This window comes from Pannonibacter sp. CBAS1226, assembly GCF_055685825.1.
Map to the genome: position 1 here is coordinate 273480 of NZ_JBVOUO010000002.1, position 16042 is coordinate 289521.

Genomic DNA, 16042 nt, shown 5'->3' on the forward strand with positions numbered 1-16042 from the left:
TGCAATCATCGCTTTGGGTGAAGTCAGCTTCACGCAGATTCATGTGCTTTTGCCGGAGAGGATTTGTAAGGTCGATGACCAGACACATCCTTCCGGCGGAGCCTGACGTGACCTTGCACACCCCCAATGATCGCATCCTTGATGCTCTCCGGGCGCCTGCCCGCAATGCGCCGGAAAGCGGCATCGTCGAAGTCGTCAATGCGGCGCGCGAGCTGCCGGATGTGATCCCGCTCTGGGTGGGCGAGGGCGATCTGCCGACGCCAGCCTTCATCTGCGAGGCGGCGGAAGCGGCGATGAAGGCGGGCGAGACCTTCTACACCTATCAGCGCGGCTTGCCGGAACTGCGCAAGGCGCTGGCGGATTATCATGGCCGCGTCTTCGGCCGCCCGTTTGATCCGGAGCGCTTCTTCGTCACCGGGTCCGGGATGCAGGCCATCCAGATCGCGGTGCAGATGATCGCCGGGCAGGGGGACGAGGTGCTGGTTCCGGTGCCTGCTTGGCCGAACATTGCCGCCTCTGCCGGGTTGATGGGCGGGGTGCCGGTCTCCGTGCCCCTCGATTTCACGCAAGGCGGCTGGTCGCTGGATGTGGCGCGTCTCGAAGCGGCAATCACGCCGCGCACCCGCGCCATCTTCATCAACACGCCGGCAAACCCGACCGGCTGGGTGGCGAGCCGCGAGGACCTGAAACAGATTCTCGATATTTCCCGCCGCCACGGTATCTGGATTATTGCCGACGAAGTTTATGGCCGTTTCTACTATGGGGCCGGCAATCATGCGCCCTCCTTCCACGAAATTGTGGAAGAGGACGACCGGGTGATCCAGGTGAATACCTTCTCCAAGAACTGGGCCATGACCGGCTGGCGCATCGGCTGGATGTCCGCGCCCAAAGCGCTGGGTCAGGTCATTGAAAACATGGTGCAATATTCCACGTCCGGCGTTGCTGCCTTCATGCAGCGCGGGGCGATTGCGGCGCTGTCTCCGCAAGGGGATGCCTTCCTTGAGGAGCAGAAAGCGCGGGCGCTGGCGGGCCGCAAGATCGTCTGTGATGCGCTGGCGGCCATGGATGGCGTGCGCTTCACCGTGCCGGATGGCTCTTTCTACATGTTCTTCGGCATCGAGGGGCACACGGATGCGCGCCAGCTGGCCATGGATCTGGCCCTTCAGGCGCGGGTGGGGCTGGCGCCTGCTTCGGCCTTCGGTGTCACCGGGCAGGGCTTCCTGCGGCTGTGCTTTGCCCGCCGGGCCGATCATGTGGAAGAGGGGATGAGGCGCCTTGCCGCTTGGCTAAAGCGTTGACGCAGCTTCGTAGAATGCGTTACGGATTTCCACGTAAGGACTTGTTACCCAGCGTTGTGCTTTGCCGCGCTCGGGACATTTTGGCGGCAGGGCATGGACGAGGGACAGGGACATTGTGGTCAGGGCGCGGCTTGGACCGTATCTGACGCACGTCTGGCCAGTGTTCTGGAGACGGCCGTCGACGGCATCATTGTCATCAACGACCGTATGCGCATCCTGGGCTTCAACAAGGCCTGCGAGCGCCTTTTCGGATACACGGCCGCCGAAGCTCTGGGTCAGAATGTTACCCTGATCATGCCGGGCTCCTATGCCCGCGAGCATGACCACTATGTGGAGCGCTATCTGGAAACCGGCGAGCGGCGGATCATCGGCATCGGCCGTGAAGTCGCCGCGCGCCACAAGGATGGCACCGAGTTTCCGGTGGAGCTGTCGGTCGGCGAGGCGAAGACACCCGATGGCCGCCAGTTCATCGGCATCCTGCGGGATCTGCGGCACCGCAAGTCGGTGGAGCAGAGCCTAGCGAGGGCGCAGGCGCAACTGGTTCACATGACCCGAATCAGCGCCATCGACGAGATGGGCGCGGCGATTGCCCATGAACTGAACCAGCCGCTGACTGCGATCTTGTTGTATCTTCAGGCCGTTGTCCGCAAGGCGCGCAATGCCGATACCGTCGATGCACAGTCCCTCGGCGTGATCGAGAAGGCCATGCGCGAGGCCGAGCGTGCGGGGGAGATCATCCAGCGCATGCGCCAGCTGGTGGAGAAGCGCGATCCGGAACGGGTGCCGACGGATCTGCTGAGTTTCAGCCGGTCCTGTGTGGAACTGGTGGAACTGGGATCGGGTGACAGCGGCGTGCGTTTCGAGATGAAAATCCAGCCGCAGCTGCCGGAACTGCCGATCGATCCGGTGCAGATCCGCCAGGTTCTGGTCAACCTTCTGCGCAACGCCCGCGAGGCGGTGCAGGGTTCGCCGGAAAAGACCGTGCGGCTCGAAGTCGAACGGAGCGGCGATTACATCGAGTTTCGCGTCCAGGACAGCGGGCCCGGGGTCCCCTCCGAGGTGGTTCCGGAACTGTTCCGCGCCTTCTCAGGCCACAAACGCAAGGGGCTGGGGCTTGGCCTCGCCATTTCCCGGACCATCGCCCAGAATCACGCCGGTGATCTGAGCCTTGAAAAAGCTGCCGAGGGAGAAGGGGCAACGTTCGTTCTCCGCCTTCCTATTAATTGCAATATTGATCCAGATCGTCACGCTGACGGCAAGTCGTGATATGCCCTTGGGCTATACGCAAGAAAGAGGACTTTAGGGATGACCGAAGCCATCTACATCGTTGATGATGATCCCGCCGTGCGCGATGCATTGTCTGTCGTGTTCGAGATGGAGGGCTTTTCGGTCGAAACCTTCGAGGACGGGGACAGCTTCGTCACGGTTGCCAAGGAGCGTGTTCCGGCTTGCGTCATTCTCGACGTGCACATGCCGGGCCGTTCCGGCATTGACGTGCTGAAGGCCCTGAGCGCGGACAGCTATGAAGCGCCGATCTTCATCATCTCCGGCCAGGGCGATATCCCGATGGCTGTGGAGGCCATCCGCAACGGTGCCTTTGATTTCATCGAGAAGCCTTTTGACGCCGACACGGTGGTTGCCCGTGTGCGCGAGGGCATCGAGGCGCAGCGGAACAAGGGGGCACCTGCAAATGGTGAGACCGGCAGCTTCCCCGGCGCTGAGCTGTTGACCCGGCGCGAGCGTGAGGTCCTGGGGCGGATTACCGCCGGAGCCTCCAACAAGGAAGCCGGCCGGGAGCTGGGCATCAGCCCCCGCACGGTCGAGGTGCACCGCGCCCGCATCATGGAAAAACTCGGCGCCAAGAACGCGGCCGATCTCGTCCGCATCGTCCTTGCTCATTGAAGTGAAACTGCATCAGCCCGCACTCCGTAAGCGGGCTGATGACATCGATTGCAAAAATTTGATTCAGATCCCTCGTAATAGTGCGTAGATCATATTGGGCAAAAGGGCCGTATAAAGAGAGCAGTGCCCAATGCACACGCTCTATCGTGGACCATTTGCGTGACAGTTCACATTGTCGAAGATGATTTCGGGGTATCGGACGCGCTGTCCATTCTCGTGGAGGGAATGGGTCACGAAGCGGTCGTATACCCCGACGCAGAGTCCTTCTTTGAAGGCGAGCCGCCGGTTTCCGGCGACCTGGTGATTGTCGACCTGGGCCTGCCCGGCGTCAGTGGCGCGCAGGTGGTGCGCTGGCTGGGTGAATTCCGCGACCCTCCCAAGGTCATTGTCATCTCCGGACAGCCGGGGAACCGCCTGCGGGAGATGCTGAGCGGCATCAATCCCTTTGCCTTCCTGCGCAAGCCTCTGTCCGAAGAAGAGCTGGCGCCTTATCTTTGAAGGCGGAATTGCAGCCGCGACAAAATCCTGCGTTTCTTTTGTCTTGTGAAGTGGAATTGTATCAGTTCCCCGGTTGCGATCTGCTGCCGGATTTATTTGCTTTGTGGTGTTTCCCCTCTGAGAGGCGGAGTACAACTCCCTTACACTACTGAATTCTACGGATGCGTCATCCTGTCCTGAGTATAAGGCCTTACGCACTCGACCGGATTTCGCCCTGCAAATCTCCAAGATAGTTTGTCACCATCAGCAGCAATACAGGCAGCCCGCCGGACGGGGCAGGTTGCCGGAAACGTGGTGCATGGGGAAACCCGTGCCGTGTTTCCTTGCGGGTTGAAAGCCACAGGAGGGAAACATGGCTTATCTGGAACGCAGTCTCACAAGATCACCCATGGCCGGTACCATCGCATCCCGCGTTCCTGCCCCTGAGGTCGCCTCTCACTTCGCCAGCTTTGGCGCCAAGAGCGTGAGCTACAAGCCGCATGATGTGATCTATTACCAGGGTGACCCTGCCGACCGCATTTTCGAGGTTGGCCGCGGCACGGTGATGCTGTTCAAGCTGCTGCCCGATGGCCGCCGTCAGGTGGTCGAGGTGCTGCGCGCCGGGGATATCTTCGGTATGCCCGCCGGTGAAGAGCAGGATTGCACCGCTGAAACCCTGACCGATGCCTGCGTCCACACGCTGGACCTGCACCAGATCGAAGTCTCTCCCGACATTCAGCGCCAGCTGACCAAATGCCTGATCTCGCAGATGCAGCATCTGCATGAACACGCGGTTCTGCTTGGCCGCAAGTCGGCAACCGAGCGTGTCGCCAGCTTCCTGATGCATCTGGTTCCGGACCGCGGCGGCAACAACTGCATGGGGCCGGTGGAAGACGGCCTGCCGGACAGCCGTCAGGTCAAGCTGCACATGACCCGCCAGGAAATTGCTGATTACCTTGGTCTGACCATCGAGACAGTCAGCCGTGTGATCTCGGATATGAAGCGCCGCGGCCTCATCACGCTGGAGCGCAACGACGAGATCCGCCTCAACCGGGTTTGCGCGGTCTGCCAGCTCACCGGCAAGCACTGATCAGACAAGCACAAGACCCCATCGATCATTGTAAGCCCTGTAGCCAGTCCGCAAGGACTGGCTGTTGGCGTTTCTGCGGGCAAAAACAGGGCGCCGCCCTCGCTTCCTGCCCTGGCCCAGCCTGCCATCTGGCTGGGCGTCCTTTCCAATCCTTACACCGCCATCGAGTGGCGCGGCACGACGGCGCTGGGGGCGGCCTTGCCGAAATAGGCATCGAAGGCAGCCGCCGCGATCCGCACATAAGGCCGGCCTTCCGGCGTGATCTTCACCCAGGCGTCCCTGCAGGTCAGCAGGCCGTCGGCTGCGAGTTCCTCCAGCTTTGCGAGGCTTTCGCTGAAGTGGCTGAGGGGCAGGCCATGCCGTTCGGCAATCCGGACCACGTCCACGGTATAGGACGTCATCAGCTGTTCGATGATATCGGCCCGCGCCCGGTCATCATCGGACAGGGCAAAGCCCTTGTTGACCGGCAGCTGGCCGTTTTCCACCATGCGCTGCCACGTGCCCGTGTCGCTGACATTCTGCACAAAACCGGCAGGCAGGCGGCCGATGGAGGAGACGCCGAGGCCGATCAGCGCTTCACCCTGATCGGTGGTGTAGCCCTGGAAATTGCGCTTCAGACGGCCTTCAGCCAGTGCAATCGCCATGCTGTCGTCCGGCCGGGCGAAATGATCGAGGCCGATGGCCACATAGCCCGCCTCCATCAGCGCTTCACGCGCCGCATCGGCCATGGCAAGGCGCTCGGCCGGCGCGGGCAGGGTGGTCTCGTCAATGAGCCGCTGGTGCTTCTTCATCCAGGGCACATGGGCATAGCCGAAGAGGGCGATGCGCGAAGGCTGCAGCGCGACGGAGCGGGCCACGGTGTCGAGAATCGTGTCGCGCGTCTGCAGCGGCAGGCCATACATCAGGTCGAAATTCAGGGCGTCCAGTCCGGCATCCCGCAGGTGATCGACGGCTGCCTGCAGCACCTCGTAGGACTGCACCCGGCCGATGGCCTTCTGCACATCCGGGTTCAGGTCCTGCACGCCGAGGCTGGCGCGGTTGATCCCCATCACGGCCAGCGTCAGCGCAAGGCGGCGGGTGACATAGCGCGGGTCCAGTTCGATGGCGTGTTCGAGATCCGGCGTCAGATCGAACAGCACCCGGATCAGGCCGGAGAGTTCCAGCAGGCTTGCTTCCGGCAAAAGGCTCGGCGTGCCGCCGCCCCAGTGGATGTGGCGCACACGCCGCTGCGCGCCCAGATGCCCGGCGACCAGCTCGATCTCGGCTTCCAGCGATTTGGCATATTGCACCAGAGGCGCGTCCTTGCGGGTCGCCTTGGTGTGGCAGCCGCAATAGTGGCACAGCTCCCGGCAATAGGGCACATGCAGGTAGAGGGACAGGTCCGTCTCTTCAGGCAGGCCAGCCAGCCAGCTGCCGTAAAGGCCGGGTGTCACCTCCGCACTGAAGTGCGGTGCGGTCGGGTAGCTTGTGTAGCGCGGCACGTTACGGGCCGCATATCGGGCAAGATGGTCGCTCATGAGGGCAATCTGGCAGATGTCCGGGAGGGGAACCTTGATCTTCCTCAACGTTCCTGAAGGTGTGTTGCAGCTTCAAGCCATGCGTCATGCGCGCAGGTGCAAGGGTTCAGCCCGGCTGCAAATGCACTGGTTGGCCTGCCGCAGGCCGCTATAGTGACATGGCATGCCTGCCAGCCCCCTGATTTCCTGATCCGCGACCAGCCAGATGACATCCAGCCAGATCGACGCCGAACCAACCGTTTCCCGCCGGACAGCCTTGGCGCAATTCTGCCTGACGATTGCCATCGGCGGGGCTGGCGCGGCCGGGTTCAACTGGCTCGGCCTGCCTGCGGCCTGGCTCTCGGGCGCGATGATCGTTGTTGCCGCCGCTACCTTTGCCGGGCTGCGGGCGAAGTTTCCAACCGGCATTCAACCGCCGCTCTACACGCTGCTGGGCATGACCATGGGCAGCGGCGTGACGCCGGACGTGGTGCATCGCATCGGCGACTGGCCGGTTTCGCTGGCTGGCCTTGCCGTCGTCGTGGCACTGGTGATGCTTGCGACCTATGTCTTCCTCCGCCAGCTTTGCGGCTGGACGAAAGAAGAGGCGTATTTTGCCGCCATCCCCGGCGCCCTGACCTTCGTGATGGCGGTTGCCTCCGACCGCAGGACCGATGTGACGCGTTTCTCGACGGCCCATATCATCCGGCTGTTCTTCCTGGTGGCAGCTCTGCCGCTCTTCATCGGGCAAGCGGGCGGGGCAGGGATGGGCGGCAGCGCCGAGGTCGCTCCCGTGCCGCTTCAGGACACGGCATTGGGCCTTGTCATCTGCGTCGCGGCCAGTTTTGCGGCGGTGCGGCTGCGCATTCCGGGTGGCTGGCTGACGGGGGCGTTCTTTGCCAGCGCGCTGGCGAGCGGCACGGGCTTTCTGGATACGCATGTGCCGGACTGGGCGCTGATTCCCTGCTTTGTCATTCTGGGCGCTTCCATCGGCATCCGTTTCTGCGAAATTTCCCCGGCCATGCTGCTGCGCCTTCTGGCGGCCTCCGTCGGAGCCTTCGCTGCGGGACTCACGGTGTCGGTGGTGGGGGCGCTGGCCGTTGCGCTGACGCTGGGCATTCCGGCCGGTCAGGTGCTGCTGGCCTATGCGCCGGGCGGGCTGGAGGTGATGATGCTACTGGCCTATCTGCTCGACATGGATCCGGCCTTTGTCGCTGCCCATCAACTGGCCCGCTATATTGCGCTGATCCTGATTCTCCCGCCCGTGACCCTTGCCGTGCTTGGCCGCAGCCCGCGCGGCGGGGCGTAACCAAGGCTTTCCCCTCTTTGCAGCGTCCAGCCGGATGGCTGCCTGCGCCCGGGATAAATGCCTTGCGGCACTCTCACGGCCTTCCCGCCTGATACCTTTTTGCCATCAAACCGAAGCCTTTCCGCCCCGTTGATCTGAATCAACGCGTCTGGCCCCATCCCATGTGCAAGGTCAGCGTCGGACTGCTGGCCCTTCCCTCGCCAGCGGCATTCAAGACTGGGGCGGAAGAATGGCACAATCAAAGGCCAAACTCATATCGCTCGAGGAAGGGGCCTTCGCCCTATTCCTTGTGCTGCTCGCCTTCGCCTGCCTGATCGTGGCAGGGAAGACTTACGACCAGGTGATGGCATTCCATACGGCAATCGGCGCTCTGTTCGCTGCTGCCGGTGCCTTCATCATCTTCAAGAACTACTTCGATGACGGCGGGATCGAGATCCCGCAGGAAATCGGCGGCAAGCCGAACTACAACATGGGGCCGGTCAAGTTCGGCACCGTGGCTGCCATGTTCTGGGGCATCGCCGGTTTCACCGTCGGTCTCATCATCGCGCTTCAGCTGGCCTTTCCGGCGCTGAATTTCGATCTGCCCTGGACCAATTTCGGGCGCCTGCGTCCGTTGCACACCTCCGCGGTGATCTTTGCCTTCGGCGGCAACGTGCTGCTGGCAACGTCCATGTATGTGGTGCAGCGCACATCCCGGGCCCGTATGCCCGGCAAGATCCTGCCCTGGTTCGTCATTCTCGGCTATAACGCCTTCATCGTCATTGCCGGCACGGGCTACCTGCTGGGCGCGACGCAGGGCAAGGAATATGCCGAGCCGGAATGGTACGCTGACCTGTGGCTGACCATCGTCTGGGTGGCTTACCTGTTCCTGTTCCTCGGCACTTTGTGGAAGCGCAAGGAGCCGCATATCTATGTGGCGAATTGGTTCTACCTGGCCTTCATCGTCACCATCGCGATGCTGCATCTCGTCAACAACGCCACCATTCCGGTGTCGGTGTTCGGGACCAAGTCCTACATCGTCTGGTCTGGCGTGCAGGATGCGATGGTGCAGTGGTGGTACGGCCATAATGCGGTGGGCTTCTTCCTGACCGCCGGCTTCCTCGCCATCATGTACTACTTCGTGCCCAAGCGTGCCGAACGGCCGGTCTATTCCTACCGTCTGTCGATCGTGCACTTCTGGGCGCTGATCTTCATCTACATCTGGGCTGGCCCCCACCACCTGCACTACACGGCTCTGCCGCAGTGGGCTTCGACGCTGGGCGCCACCTTCTCCGTGATCCTGTGGATGCCCTCCTGGGGCGGCATGATCAACGGCCTGATGACCCTGTCGGGTGCCTGGGACAAGCTGCGGACCGATCCGGTGCTGCGCATGATGGTCGTGTCGGTTGCCTTCTACGGCATGTCGACCTTCGAAGGCCCGCTCATGAGCATCCGTGCCGTGAACTCGCTGTCGCACTACACCGACTGGACCATTGGCCACGTGCATTCCGGTGCTCTGGGCTGGGTGGGCTACATCTCCTTCGGTGCGCTCTACTGCCTGGTTCCCTGGCTGTGGAAGAAGAAGGGCCTCTACTCGCTGAAACTGGTGGACTGGCACTTCTGGCTCTCCACCATGGGCATCGTCCTGTACATCTGCGCCATGTGGGTGTCGGGCATCATGCAGGGCCTGATGTGGCGCGCTTACGACAAGATGGGCTTCCTTGAATACTCGTTCATCGAAACCGTCGACGCCATGTTCCCCTACTACGTCATCCGTGCTCTCGGTGGTGCGCTCTTCGTGATCGGCGCCGTGATCATGGCCTTCAACCTCTGGATGACCGTCCGTCACGGCGAGGCCGAAGCGGCTGAAGCCGGTACGGCTGGCAATCTGGCTCCGGCCGAATAAGGGGGAGAGCAATCAATGTCTGCCTGGGCAAAACACCAAATCTTCGAGAAGAACTCTATTCTTCTTCTTGTAGGCATCCTCTTGATGGTCTCCATCGGCGGTCTCGTCGAGATTGTCCCGCTCTTCTATCTGAAGAGCACGATCGAAAAGGTGGAAGGGATGCGTCCCTACTCCCCGCTCGAGCTGGCCGGCCGCAACATCTACATCCGTGAAGGGTGCTACCTCTGCCACTCGCAGATGGTCCGCCCGATGCGTGATGAGCTGGAGCGTTACGGCAAGTACTCGCTGGCGGCGGAGTCCATGTACGATCATCCGTTCCAGTGGGGCTCCAAGCGCACCGGTCCGGATCTGGCCCGCGTCGGCGGCAAGTACTCCGACGACTGGCACAGGGATCACCTGATCAACCCGCGCTCTGTCGTGCCGGAATCGATCATGCCGGGCTATCCGTTCCTCATGACGGCCAAGCTCGACACCCGTGGCATTGCCGACCACCTGAAGGTGAATGCAATCGTCGGCGTGCCTTACACGGACGAAATGATCGAGAACGCAGCCGCTGATCTGGCCATCCAGGCCAATCCGGATGCGGACGGTGTCGATGAATTCCTGGCCCGTTATCCCAAGGCTGTTGTCCGCGACTTCGACGGCAATCCGAAGGACCTGACGGAAATGGATGCGCTCATCGCCTATCTGCAGATGCTTGGCACGCTCGTGGATTTCACGATCTACGACGACAAGGCGAACCTGCGCTGAGGAGGCTCACATGAACGAGACCTACATGACCCTGGCCAGCTTCGCCCAGACGGGTGGCACGATCTACTTCGTGCTGATGTTTGCAGGTGTGCTCGCCTATGCCCTCTGGCCCCGCAATGCAGAACGCTTTGACGAGGCCTCCAAGATCCCGTTCCGGGAGGACTGACAGATGAGCGACAATCACAAGAAGGAGATCGATGCTGTCTCCGGCGTCGAAACGACAGGCCACGAGTGGGACGGGCTCAAGGAGCTCAACAATCCCCTGCCGAAGTGGTGGCTCTATGTCTTCTACGCCACGATCGTCTGGGCGATCGGCTACTGGGTGGTCTATCCGTCCTGGCCGCTGCTCAGCGGTTACACCGCGGGCGTCCTTGGCAACAGCCAGCGTGCAGACGCGCTGGCGGCTGTCGAGGCTGGTCAGGCCGCCCGTGCCCAGCTGGGTGCGGGGCTGAATGACGCAAGCCTGGAAGAGATCGCCGCCAAGCCGGAACTGCTGGACTTCGCCATGGCAAATGGCCGTGCAGCTTTCGGTGACAACTGTGCCCCGTGCCACGGCTCCGGCGGTACAGGCGCCGTGGGCTATCCGAACCTGCAGGACGACGTCTGGATCTGGGGCGGCACCCTGGACGACATCCACACGACGCTGCAGTACGGCATCCGGTCGGGCCATGACGAGGCCCGGTTCGCCGAGATGCCGGCCTTCGGCCGCGATGGACTGCTCGACAAGACGGAAGTCGATCAGGTTTCCAGCTTCGTTGCTGCGCGCGCCGGGCTGGAGCCGGAAGCGGGTGTGGATCTGGCTGCGGGCGAGGTCGTCTATCAGGACAACTGCGCATCCTGCCATGGCGAGGATCTCGCCGGCATTCGCGAGATGGGCGCACCGAACCTGCTTTCGGCGAACTACGTGTTCGGCAAGTCGGTTCAGGCCATCAAGGCGCAGGTCAATGCCCCGCGTCATGGTGTGATGCCCGCCTGGGAAGGCCGTCTGGACCCCGCGACCATCAAGTCGCTGGCCGTCTACGTCCACTCCTTCGGTGGTGGCGAGTAACCTCGCCGCCCGGCCCGCGCGGCCAGGAGCAGAACTGCAGAAAACCGGAGGCCGGGCGCGCAAGCGTCCGGCCTTTGACATATTGCCGCATTTGATCAGGCTCAAGGCCCGAAGTATCCGCGCCGTCTAGTGTGCCTTGAAGGTCAGCATGAACCCGGGTCTGCGCCCTCGCGCTGCACCCGGAATCGCCCGGGTGCCGTTGGGGCCGGAAACCGGGACGAAAGGACGGAAAGATGCGTGTCGAGCCAAATGCCGGCGGAGCCGGCGGAGAGCCAGAAGAGTGGTTTGCGTCCGCCAGGAAAATCTATCCGATGGCGGTCAAGGGAACTTTCCGCAAGATCAAGTGGGCGCTTCTGTTCATCACGCTGGGTATCTACTATTTCCTTCCCTTCATCCGCTGGGACCGGGGGCCGAATGCACCCGGTCAGGCCGTTCTGGTCGACCTCGAAGGGCGGCGCGCCTATTTCTTCTTCATCGAAATCTGGCCGCAGGAGGTCTATTACCTCACCGGTCTGCTGATCATTGCGGCACTGGCGCTGTTTCTGATGAATGCGGTCGCCGGGCGTCTGTGGTGCGGCTATCTCTGCCCGCAGACGGTGTGGACCGACCTGTTCCTCTGGGTCGAGCGCAAGATCGAAGGGGACCGGCGCGAACGCATCGCCCTCGACAAGGCGCCGATGAGCCTGTCGAAATTCGGCAAGCGGGCCGCCAAGCATGTGTCCTGGCTGATGATCGCCTGGTGGACCGGCGGTGCCTGGGTTCTCTATTTCTCCGATGCGCCGACGCTGGTCTATGAACTCGCCACCTTCCAGGCACCGCTGAGTGCCTATATCTGGATCGGCATCCTGACCGCGACCACCTATCTGCTGGCCGGCTTCATGCGCGAGCAGGTCTGCATCTACATGTGCCCTTGGCCGCGCATTCAGGCGGCGCTGACGGACGAAAAGGCGCTGAACGTCACCTACCGCTGGGACCGGGGCGAGCCGCGCGGACCGCTGAAGCGCAACAAGGAACTGGCGGCGCTTGGCCAGCCGGCTGGTGACTGCGTTGATTGCGCCCAGTGCTTCCACGTCTGCCCGACGGGCGTCGACATCCGTAACGGCCTGCAGCTCGACTGCATCCAGTGCGGGTTGTGCATTGACGCCTGCGATGCGGTGATGACCCGCGTCGGCAAGCCCACGGGCCTTATCGGCTATGACACGGACGAGAACATCCAGCGGCGGCTGGAAGGCAAGGACCCGACCTATGATATCGTGCGTCCGCGCACCATCATCTATGCGGCAGTCATCGCCATCACCGGTGCCATCATGCTCTATGCGCTGCTCAGCCGGGACTTTGCCGGGATCAGCGTGCTGCATGACCGCAACCCGATCTTCGTCCAGCAGAATGACGGCTCGGTGCGTAACGGCTTCACCGTGCGCCTGCTGAACAAGCAGAACCATGAACGCACCTTCATGCTCAATGTTGAAGGCATGCCCGGCGGCACGAGGGTCGAGGCAATCGGCATCGACCACTATGTGGATGGCCGTCCCTTCATCGTTGTCGGCCCGGACCAGAGCCGTGAGATCCGCGTGCTGGTCTATTCCCCGGCCGATGCAAAACTTGCATCCTCGACACCCGTCATCTTCCGCCTGACGGATACGCTGATGGGCGAGGTTGTCTACACCAGTGATTACTTCAAGGCCCCATAGGAGGACCAGATGACACAGACACTTGCGAGGATGGGCAAGGGTGATGGAACGGGAGGGGCGGCACGCCGCCCCATGACCGGATGGACGGTTCTGATCTGGCTGACAGGCTTTTTCGGGGTCATCTTCGCGGTCAATGGCTTCTTCCTCTGGGTGGCCCTCGGCAGCTTCCCCGGAACGGTTGTCGACAGTTCCTACAAGGCCGGACAGGCCTTCAACAATGAGGTGGCAGCGGCCCGTGAACAGGCCACACGCGGCTGGCATGTCGGCGTGCATCTCGAGCGCAGCATCGAAGGCCGCGCCCAGATCGCCATCAACGCCGAGAAGGCCGACGGCTCGCCGGTCTCCGGTGTGACGTTCGAGGCCAGGCTGATGCACCCCGTGGCAAGGGGGCAGGACCAGACCGTGGACCTGATCGAAGGAGAAAGCGGGCATTACACGGCCTTGACGCCGGAGCCGGTGGCAGCGGGCAACTGGCACCTGATCATCGAGGCTCATGGGGCCGAGGGCCGGGTGTTCCGGTCCGAGAACAAGCTGTTCCTCAAGGACTGAGTTTGACATGCGCCATGCGCGGTTCGGGGGGCGAACCGGGCATGGCATTTTCTCCCGCGAGAAGGACGGATCATGACTGTGCATATGCGTGACTGGGACGCATTCGTCACACCCGGAGAAGAGGGCAGGGCCCATATGGACCTGGCCGTCGAGGGCATCACTTGCGCGGCCTGCATGGGCGACATCGAGCGGGGGCTGATGCGCCTGCCGGGCGTCGCCAGAGCGCGTGTCAACCTCACCTCCCACCGGCTCGCGGTGGACTGGGATGCCGCAGCCACAGGGGCCGACAAGATTGTCGCCACGCTGGCACGCATGGGCTACAAGGCCCACCCGTTCGATCCGGCATCGGCGCGCAACCGTCAGGACCAGACGGGGCGGGAACTGATGCGCGCCATTGCCGTCTCAGGCTTTGCAGCGATGAACATCATGCTGCTCTCCGTCTCGGTCTGGTCGGGCAATGTCACGGATATCACCGACGAAACCCGCGACCTGTTTCACTGGATCTCGGCGCTGATCGCCCTTCCGGCGGTTGCCTATGCGGGCCGCCCCTTCTTCAGAAGTGCCTTCAATGCCATCCGCGGCCGCCGCCTCAACATGGATGTGCCGATTTCCATCGGCGTGTGCCTTGCGGTCGGGCTGTCGCTGGTCCAGACCGCGCAAAGCCAGCATCACGCCTATTTCGAATCCGCCACCATGCTGCTGTTCTTCCTGCTGGTAGGCCGCTATCTCGATCACAACATGCGCGGCCGCACCCAGTCGCTGGCGGAGAATATCGCGGCCTTGAAGGGCGAGGTCGCGGCGCGGATCAATCCGGATGGCAGCGTGCGGGAGGTGCCGCTCTCCCGCATTCAGCCCGGCGACCTCGTGCTGGTGACGGCGGGCGAGCGCATCCCCGTCGACGGGATCATCGAGGAAGGCATTTCCGAGGTCGATCAGAGCCTTGTGACCGGCGAAACGGCGCTGGAGCCGGTGAGGCCCGGGGACCGGGTCTATGCCGGCACCAGCAATGCCGATGGCGTGCTGCATGTGCGTGTGGCGGTTGCCTCCGGTGCCACGGTGCTGGACGAGGTGAACCGCCTGCTGGAAGCGGCCGGACAGGCCAAGTCCTCCTATGTCGTGCTCGCCGACCGGGCCGCCTCGATGTATTCGCCGGTGGTGCATGCGGCGGCAGCGCTGACCTTTGCCGGATGGGCGCTTTATGGCATCGGCTGGCAGCCGGCGCTTGTCATCGCCATTTCGGTTCTCATCATCACCTGCCCCTGCGCGCTTGGCCTTGCCATTCCGGCGGTGCAGGTCGTCGCTTCCGGGCAATTGTTCAAGGCAGGCGTGCTCATCCGCTCGGGCGATGCCATCGAGCGGCTGGCGGCTGCCGACACCATCGTCTTCGACAAGACCGGCACGCTGACCCTGTCCGAACCGGAACTTGTGGAGGAGCCGGATCTGTCGGACCGGGATCTGCTGCTCGCCGGGCGTCTGGCCCTGTCCAGCCGTCATCCGCTGGCCCGTGGCCTTGCCCAGGCAACGGCCGCCAGCGAGCCGCTGGCCGGTGTGGCGGAAACAAGCGGGGCAGGCGTTTCCTGCGATCTGGGGGCACGCGAAATCCGGCTTGGCAGTCCCGTCTTCTGTGGTGCGGCAGAGGCAGATGTGGCGGCGCTGATGCAGCGCCATCCCGATGCCTCGCTGCTGGCCTATCGGGTCGGCGAGGGGCAGGTGCGGCTGATCGCCCTGCGGCAGAAGCTCCGGCCTGATGCTCCGGCCGTTGCCGCCAGCCTCAGGTCCATGGGCTACCATCTGGAGATTCTGTCCGGTGACCGGGCGGGCGCGGTGGAGCAGGCCGCCAATGCCCTTGGCATCAGTGAATGGCGGGCCGGGATGACGCCTGCGGGCAAGATTGCCCGGTTGGAGGAGTTGAAGCAGGCAGGCCGCACCGTGCTGATGGTCGGTGACGGGCTGAATGACGCTCCGGCTCTGGCCGCAGCGCATGTGTCGCTGTCGCCGGTGACCGCGGTTCACATCAGCCAGGCCGCTGCCGATGCCGTGTTCCTGGGCGATCCGCTGCGCCCCGTCGCCGAAGCGCTTGCCATCTCCCGCAAGGCCAAGGCCGCCATGATCGAGAACCTTTGGATCTCGGTCATCTACAATCTGATCGCGGTTCCGATTGCGGTTGCGGGCTTTGTCACGCCGCTGATTGCGGCTGCCGCCATGTCGGGCTCGTCTCTCATCGTCACGGCCAACGCCCTGCGCCTGCGCCTCGTCACTGCGCGCATGGCACAAGACACGGTGCCCGGCCAGACTCGAACCGGCGCGGCCGCTGGCCGCGAGCCTGCCATTTCTCTCAAGCCTCGGGGGGCAGAATGACCATCCTGCTGTTTCTTATCCCGGTCGCCCTGTTCCTCGGTGGTTTGGGGCTTGTGGGCTTCCTGTGGTCGCTGAAAAGCGGCCAGTATGATGATCTGGAGGGCGCCAGCTGGCGTATTCTGGATGATGATGATCTGGAAGATGATGACGGGAAAAAAGCCTGACCGGCTGCACAAAAGCGGTCAGGCA

15 protein-coding genes are annotated in these 16042 nt (G+C 62.9%); 14 read left to right on the forward strand and 1 reads right to left on the reverse strand.

The window, feature by feature from the left end; genetic code table 11:
• Window positions 1-74: 74 nt before the first annotated feature.
• The 5 genes from AC0CMF_RS08275 (at window position 75) to AC0CMF_RS08295 (ending at window position 4767) form a co-directional block, all read left to right on the forward strand.
• Window positions 75-1298 carry a pyridoxal phosphate-dependent aminotransferase gene (locus tag AC0CMF_RS08275; protein ID WP_374628514.1) on the forward strand — a complete coding sequence of 408 codons (1224 nt, stop codon included), beginning with the start codon at window positions 75-77 and terminating at the stop codon, window positions 1296-1298.
• A gap of 93 nt (window positions 1299-1391) precedes the next feature.
• Complete coding sequence (locus tag AC0CMF_RS08280; protein WP_050470920.1) at window positions 1392-2564, forward strand: two-component system sensor histidine kinase NtrB; 1173 nt, start codon at window positions 1392-1394, stop codon at window positions 2562-2564.
• Between the two features lie 39 nt (window positions 2565-2603).
• On the forward strand, window positions 2604-3200 hold the full coding sequence (locus AC0CMF_RS08285) for a response regulator transcription factor (protein WP_050470921.1): 597 nt from the start codon (window positions 2604-2606) through the stop codon (window positions 3198-3200).
• Window positions 3201-3359: 159 nt separating this feature from the next.
• Window positions 3360-3698 carry a response regulator gene (locus tag AC0CMF_RS08290; RefSeq protein ID WP_208975598.1) on the forward strand — a complete coding sequence of 113 codons (339 nt, stop codon included), beginning with the start codon at window positions 3360-3362 and terminating at the stop codon, window positions 3696-3698.
• Between the two features lie 352 nt (window positions 3699-4050).
• Window positions 4051-4767, forward strand: a complete 717-nt coding sequence (locus tag AC0CMF_RS08295) for a helix-turn-helix domain-containing protein (RefSeq protein WP_374628515.1) — start codon at window positions 4051-4053, stop codon at window positions 4765-4767.
• 152 nt (window positions 4768-4919) lie between these two features.
• Here AC0CMF_RS08295 and hemN read toward each other — a convergent pair whose 3' ends face one another.
• Window positions 4920-6284: an oxygen-independent coproporphyrinogen III oxidase gene (hemN, locus tag AC0CMF_RS08300; RefSeq protein WP_374628516.1), complete on the reverse strand. Its 1365-nt coding sequence runs from the start codon at window positions 6282-6284 to the stop codon at window positions 4920-4922.
• A 205-nt stretch (window positions 6285-6489) separates the two neighbouring features.
• Here hemN and AC0CMF_RS08305 point away from each other — a divergent pair, with 205 nt between their 5' ends.
• The 9 genes from AC0CMF_RS08305 to ccoS all read left to right on the forward strand — a co-directional run bounded on the left by AC0CMF_RS08305 (window position 6490) and on the right by ccoS (window position 16017).
• Window positions 6490-7572: an AbrB family transcriptional regulator gene (locus AC0CMF_RS08305; protein ID WP_123193747.1), complete on the forward strand. Its 1083-nt coding sequence runs from the start codon at window positions 6490-6492 to the stop codon at window positions 7570-7572.
• Between the two features lie 229 nt (window positions 7573-7801).
• Window positions 7802-9457 (forward strand): cytochrome-c oxidase, cbb3-type subunit I, encoded by a 1656-nt coding sequence (gene ccoN / locus AC0CMF_RS08310; protein WP_050470924.1) that lies wholly within the window; start codon window positions 7802-7804, stop codon window positions 9455-9457.
• 15 nt (window positions 9458-9472) lie between these two features.
• Window positions 9473-10207, forward strand: coding sequence for a cytochrome-c oxidase, cbb3-type subunit II (gene ccoO, locus AC0CMF_RS08315; RefSeq protein ID WP_058897710.1), 735 nt, complete (start codon window positions 9473-9475; stop codon window positions 10205-10207).
• 10 nt (window positions 10208-10217) lie between these two features.
• Complete coding sequence (locus AC0CMF_RS08320; protein ID WP_019962961.1) at window positions 10218-10373, forward strand: cbb3-type cytochrome c oxidase subunit 3; 156 nt, start codon at window positions 10218-10220, stop codon at window positions 10371-10373.
• Between the two features lie 3 nt (window positions 10374-10376).
• Window positions 10377-11255: a cytochrome-c oxidase, cbb3-type subunit III gene (gene ccoP / locus AC0CMF_RS08325; RefSeq protein WP_058897709.1), complete on the forward strand. Its 879-nt coding sequence runs from the start codon at window positions 10377-10379 to the stop codon at window positions 11253-11255.
• Between the two features lie 233 nt (window positions 11256-11488).
• Window positions 11489-12946: a cytochrome c oxidase accessory protein CcoG gene (gene ccoG / locus AC0CMF_RS08330; RefSeq protein ID WP_206110548.1), complete on the forward strand. Its 1458-nt coding sequence runs from the start codon at window positions 11489-11491 to the stop codon at window positions 12944-12946.
• Window positions 12947-12955: 9 nt separating this feature from the next.
• The gene (locus tag AC0CMF_RS08335) at window positions 12956-13495 is read left to right on the forward strand and encodes a FixH family protein (protein ID WP_208977216.1); all 540 of its coding nucleotides are present in this window, start codon (window positions 12956-12958) and stop codon (window positions 13493-13495) included.
• Between the two features lie 72 nt (window positions 13496-13567).
• Entirely contained in the window at window positions 13568-15853 is a 2286-nt protein-coding gene (locus AC0CMF_RS08340) for a heavy metal translocating P-type ATPase (protein WP_374628517.1), read from the forward strand.
• Entirely contained in the window at window positions 15850-16017 is a 168-nt protein-coding gene (gene ccoS, locus AC0CMF_RS08345) for a cbb3-type cytochrome oxidase assembly protein CcoS (RefSeq protein WP_050470930.1), read from the forward strand. The genes AC0CMF_RS08340 and ccoS overlap by 4 nt, the downstream gene beginning before the upstream one ends.
• Window positions 16018-16042: the final 25 nt, after the last annotated feature.

Coding starts and splice junctions, on each gene's coding strand:
- AC0CMF_RS08275 (WP_374628514.1), top strand. CDS start 75: ATGACCAGACACATCCTTCCGGCGGAGCCTGACGTGACCTTGCACACC.
- AC0CMF_RS08280 (WP_050470920.1), top strand. CDS start 1,392: ATGGACGAGGGACAGGGACATTGTGGTCAGGGCGCGGCTTGGACCGTA.
- AC0CMF_RS08285 (WP_050470921.1), top strand. CDS start 2,604: ATGACCGAAGCCATCTACATCGTTGATGATGATCCCGCCGTGCGCGAT.
- AC0CMF_RS08295 (WP_374628515.1), top strand. CDS start 4,051: ATGGCTTATCTGGAACGCAGTCTCACAAGATCACCCATGGCCGGTACC.
- hemN (WP_374628516.1), bottom strand. CDS start 6,284: ATGAGCGACCATCTTGCCCGATATGCGGCCCGTAACGTGCCGCGCTAC.
- AC0CMF_RS08305 (WP_123193747.1), top strand. CDS start 6,490: ATGACATCCAGCCAGATCGACGCCGAACCAACCGTTTCCCGCCGGACA.
- ccoN (WP_050470924.1), top strand. CDS start 7,802: ATGGCACAATCAAAGGCCAAACTCATATCGCTCGAGGAAGGGGCCTTC.
- ccoO (WP_058897710.1), top strand. CDS start 9,473: ATGTCTGCCTGGGCAAAACACCAAATCTTCGAGAAGAACTCTATTCTT.
- AC0CMF_RS08320 (WP_019962961.1), top strand. CDS start 10,218: ATGAACGAGACCTACATGACCCTGGCCAGCTTCGCCCAGACGGGTGGC.
- ccoP (WP_058897709.1), top strand. CDS start 10,377: ATGAGCGACAATCACAAGAAGGAGATCGATGCTGTCTCCGGCGTCGAA.
- ccoG (WP_206110548.1), top strand. CDS start 11,489: ATGCGTGTCGAGCCAAATGCCGGCGGAGCCGGCGGAGAGCCAGAAGAG.
- AC0CMF_RS08335 (WP_208977216.1), top strand. CDS start 12,956: ATGACACAGACACTTGCGAGGATGGGCAAGGGTGATGGAACGGGAGGG.
- AC0CMF_RS08340 (WP_374628517.1), top strand. CDS start 13,568: ATGACTGTGCATATGCGTGACTGGGACGCATTCGTCACACCCGGAGAA.
- ccoS (WP_050470930.1), top strand. CDS start 15,850: ATGACCATCCTGCTGTTTCTTATCCCGGTCGCCCTGTTCCTCGGTGGT.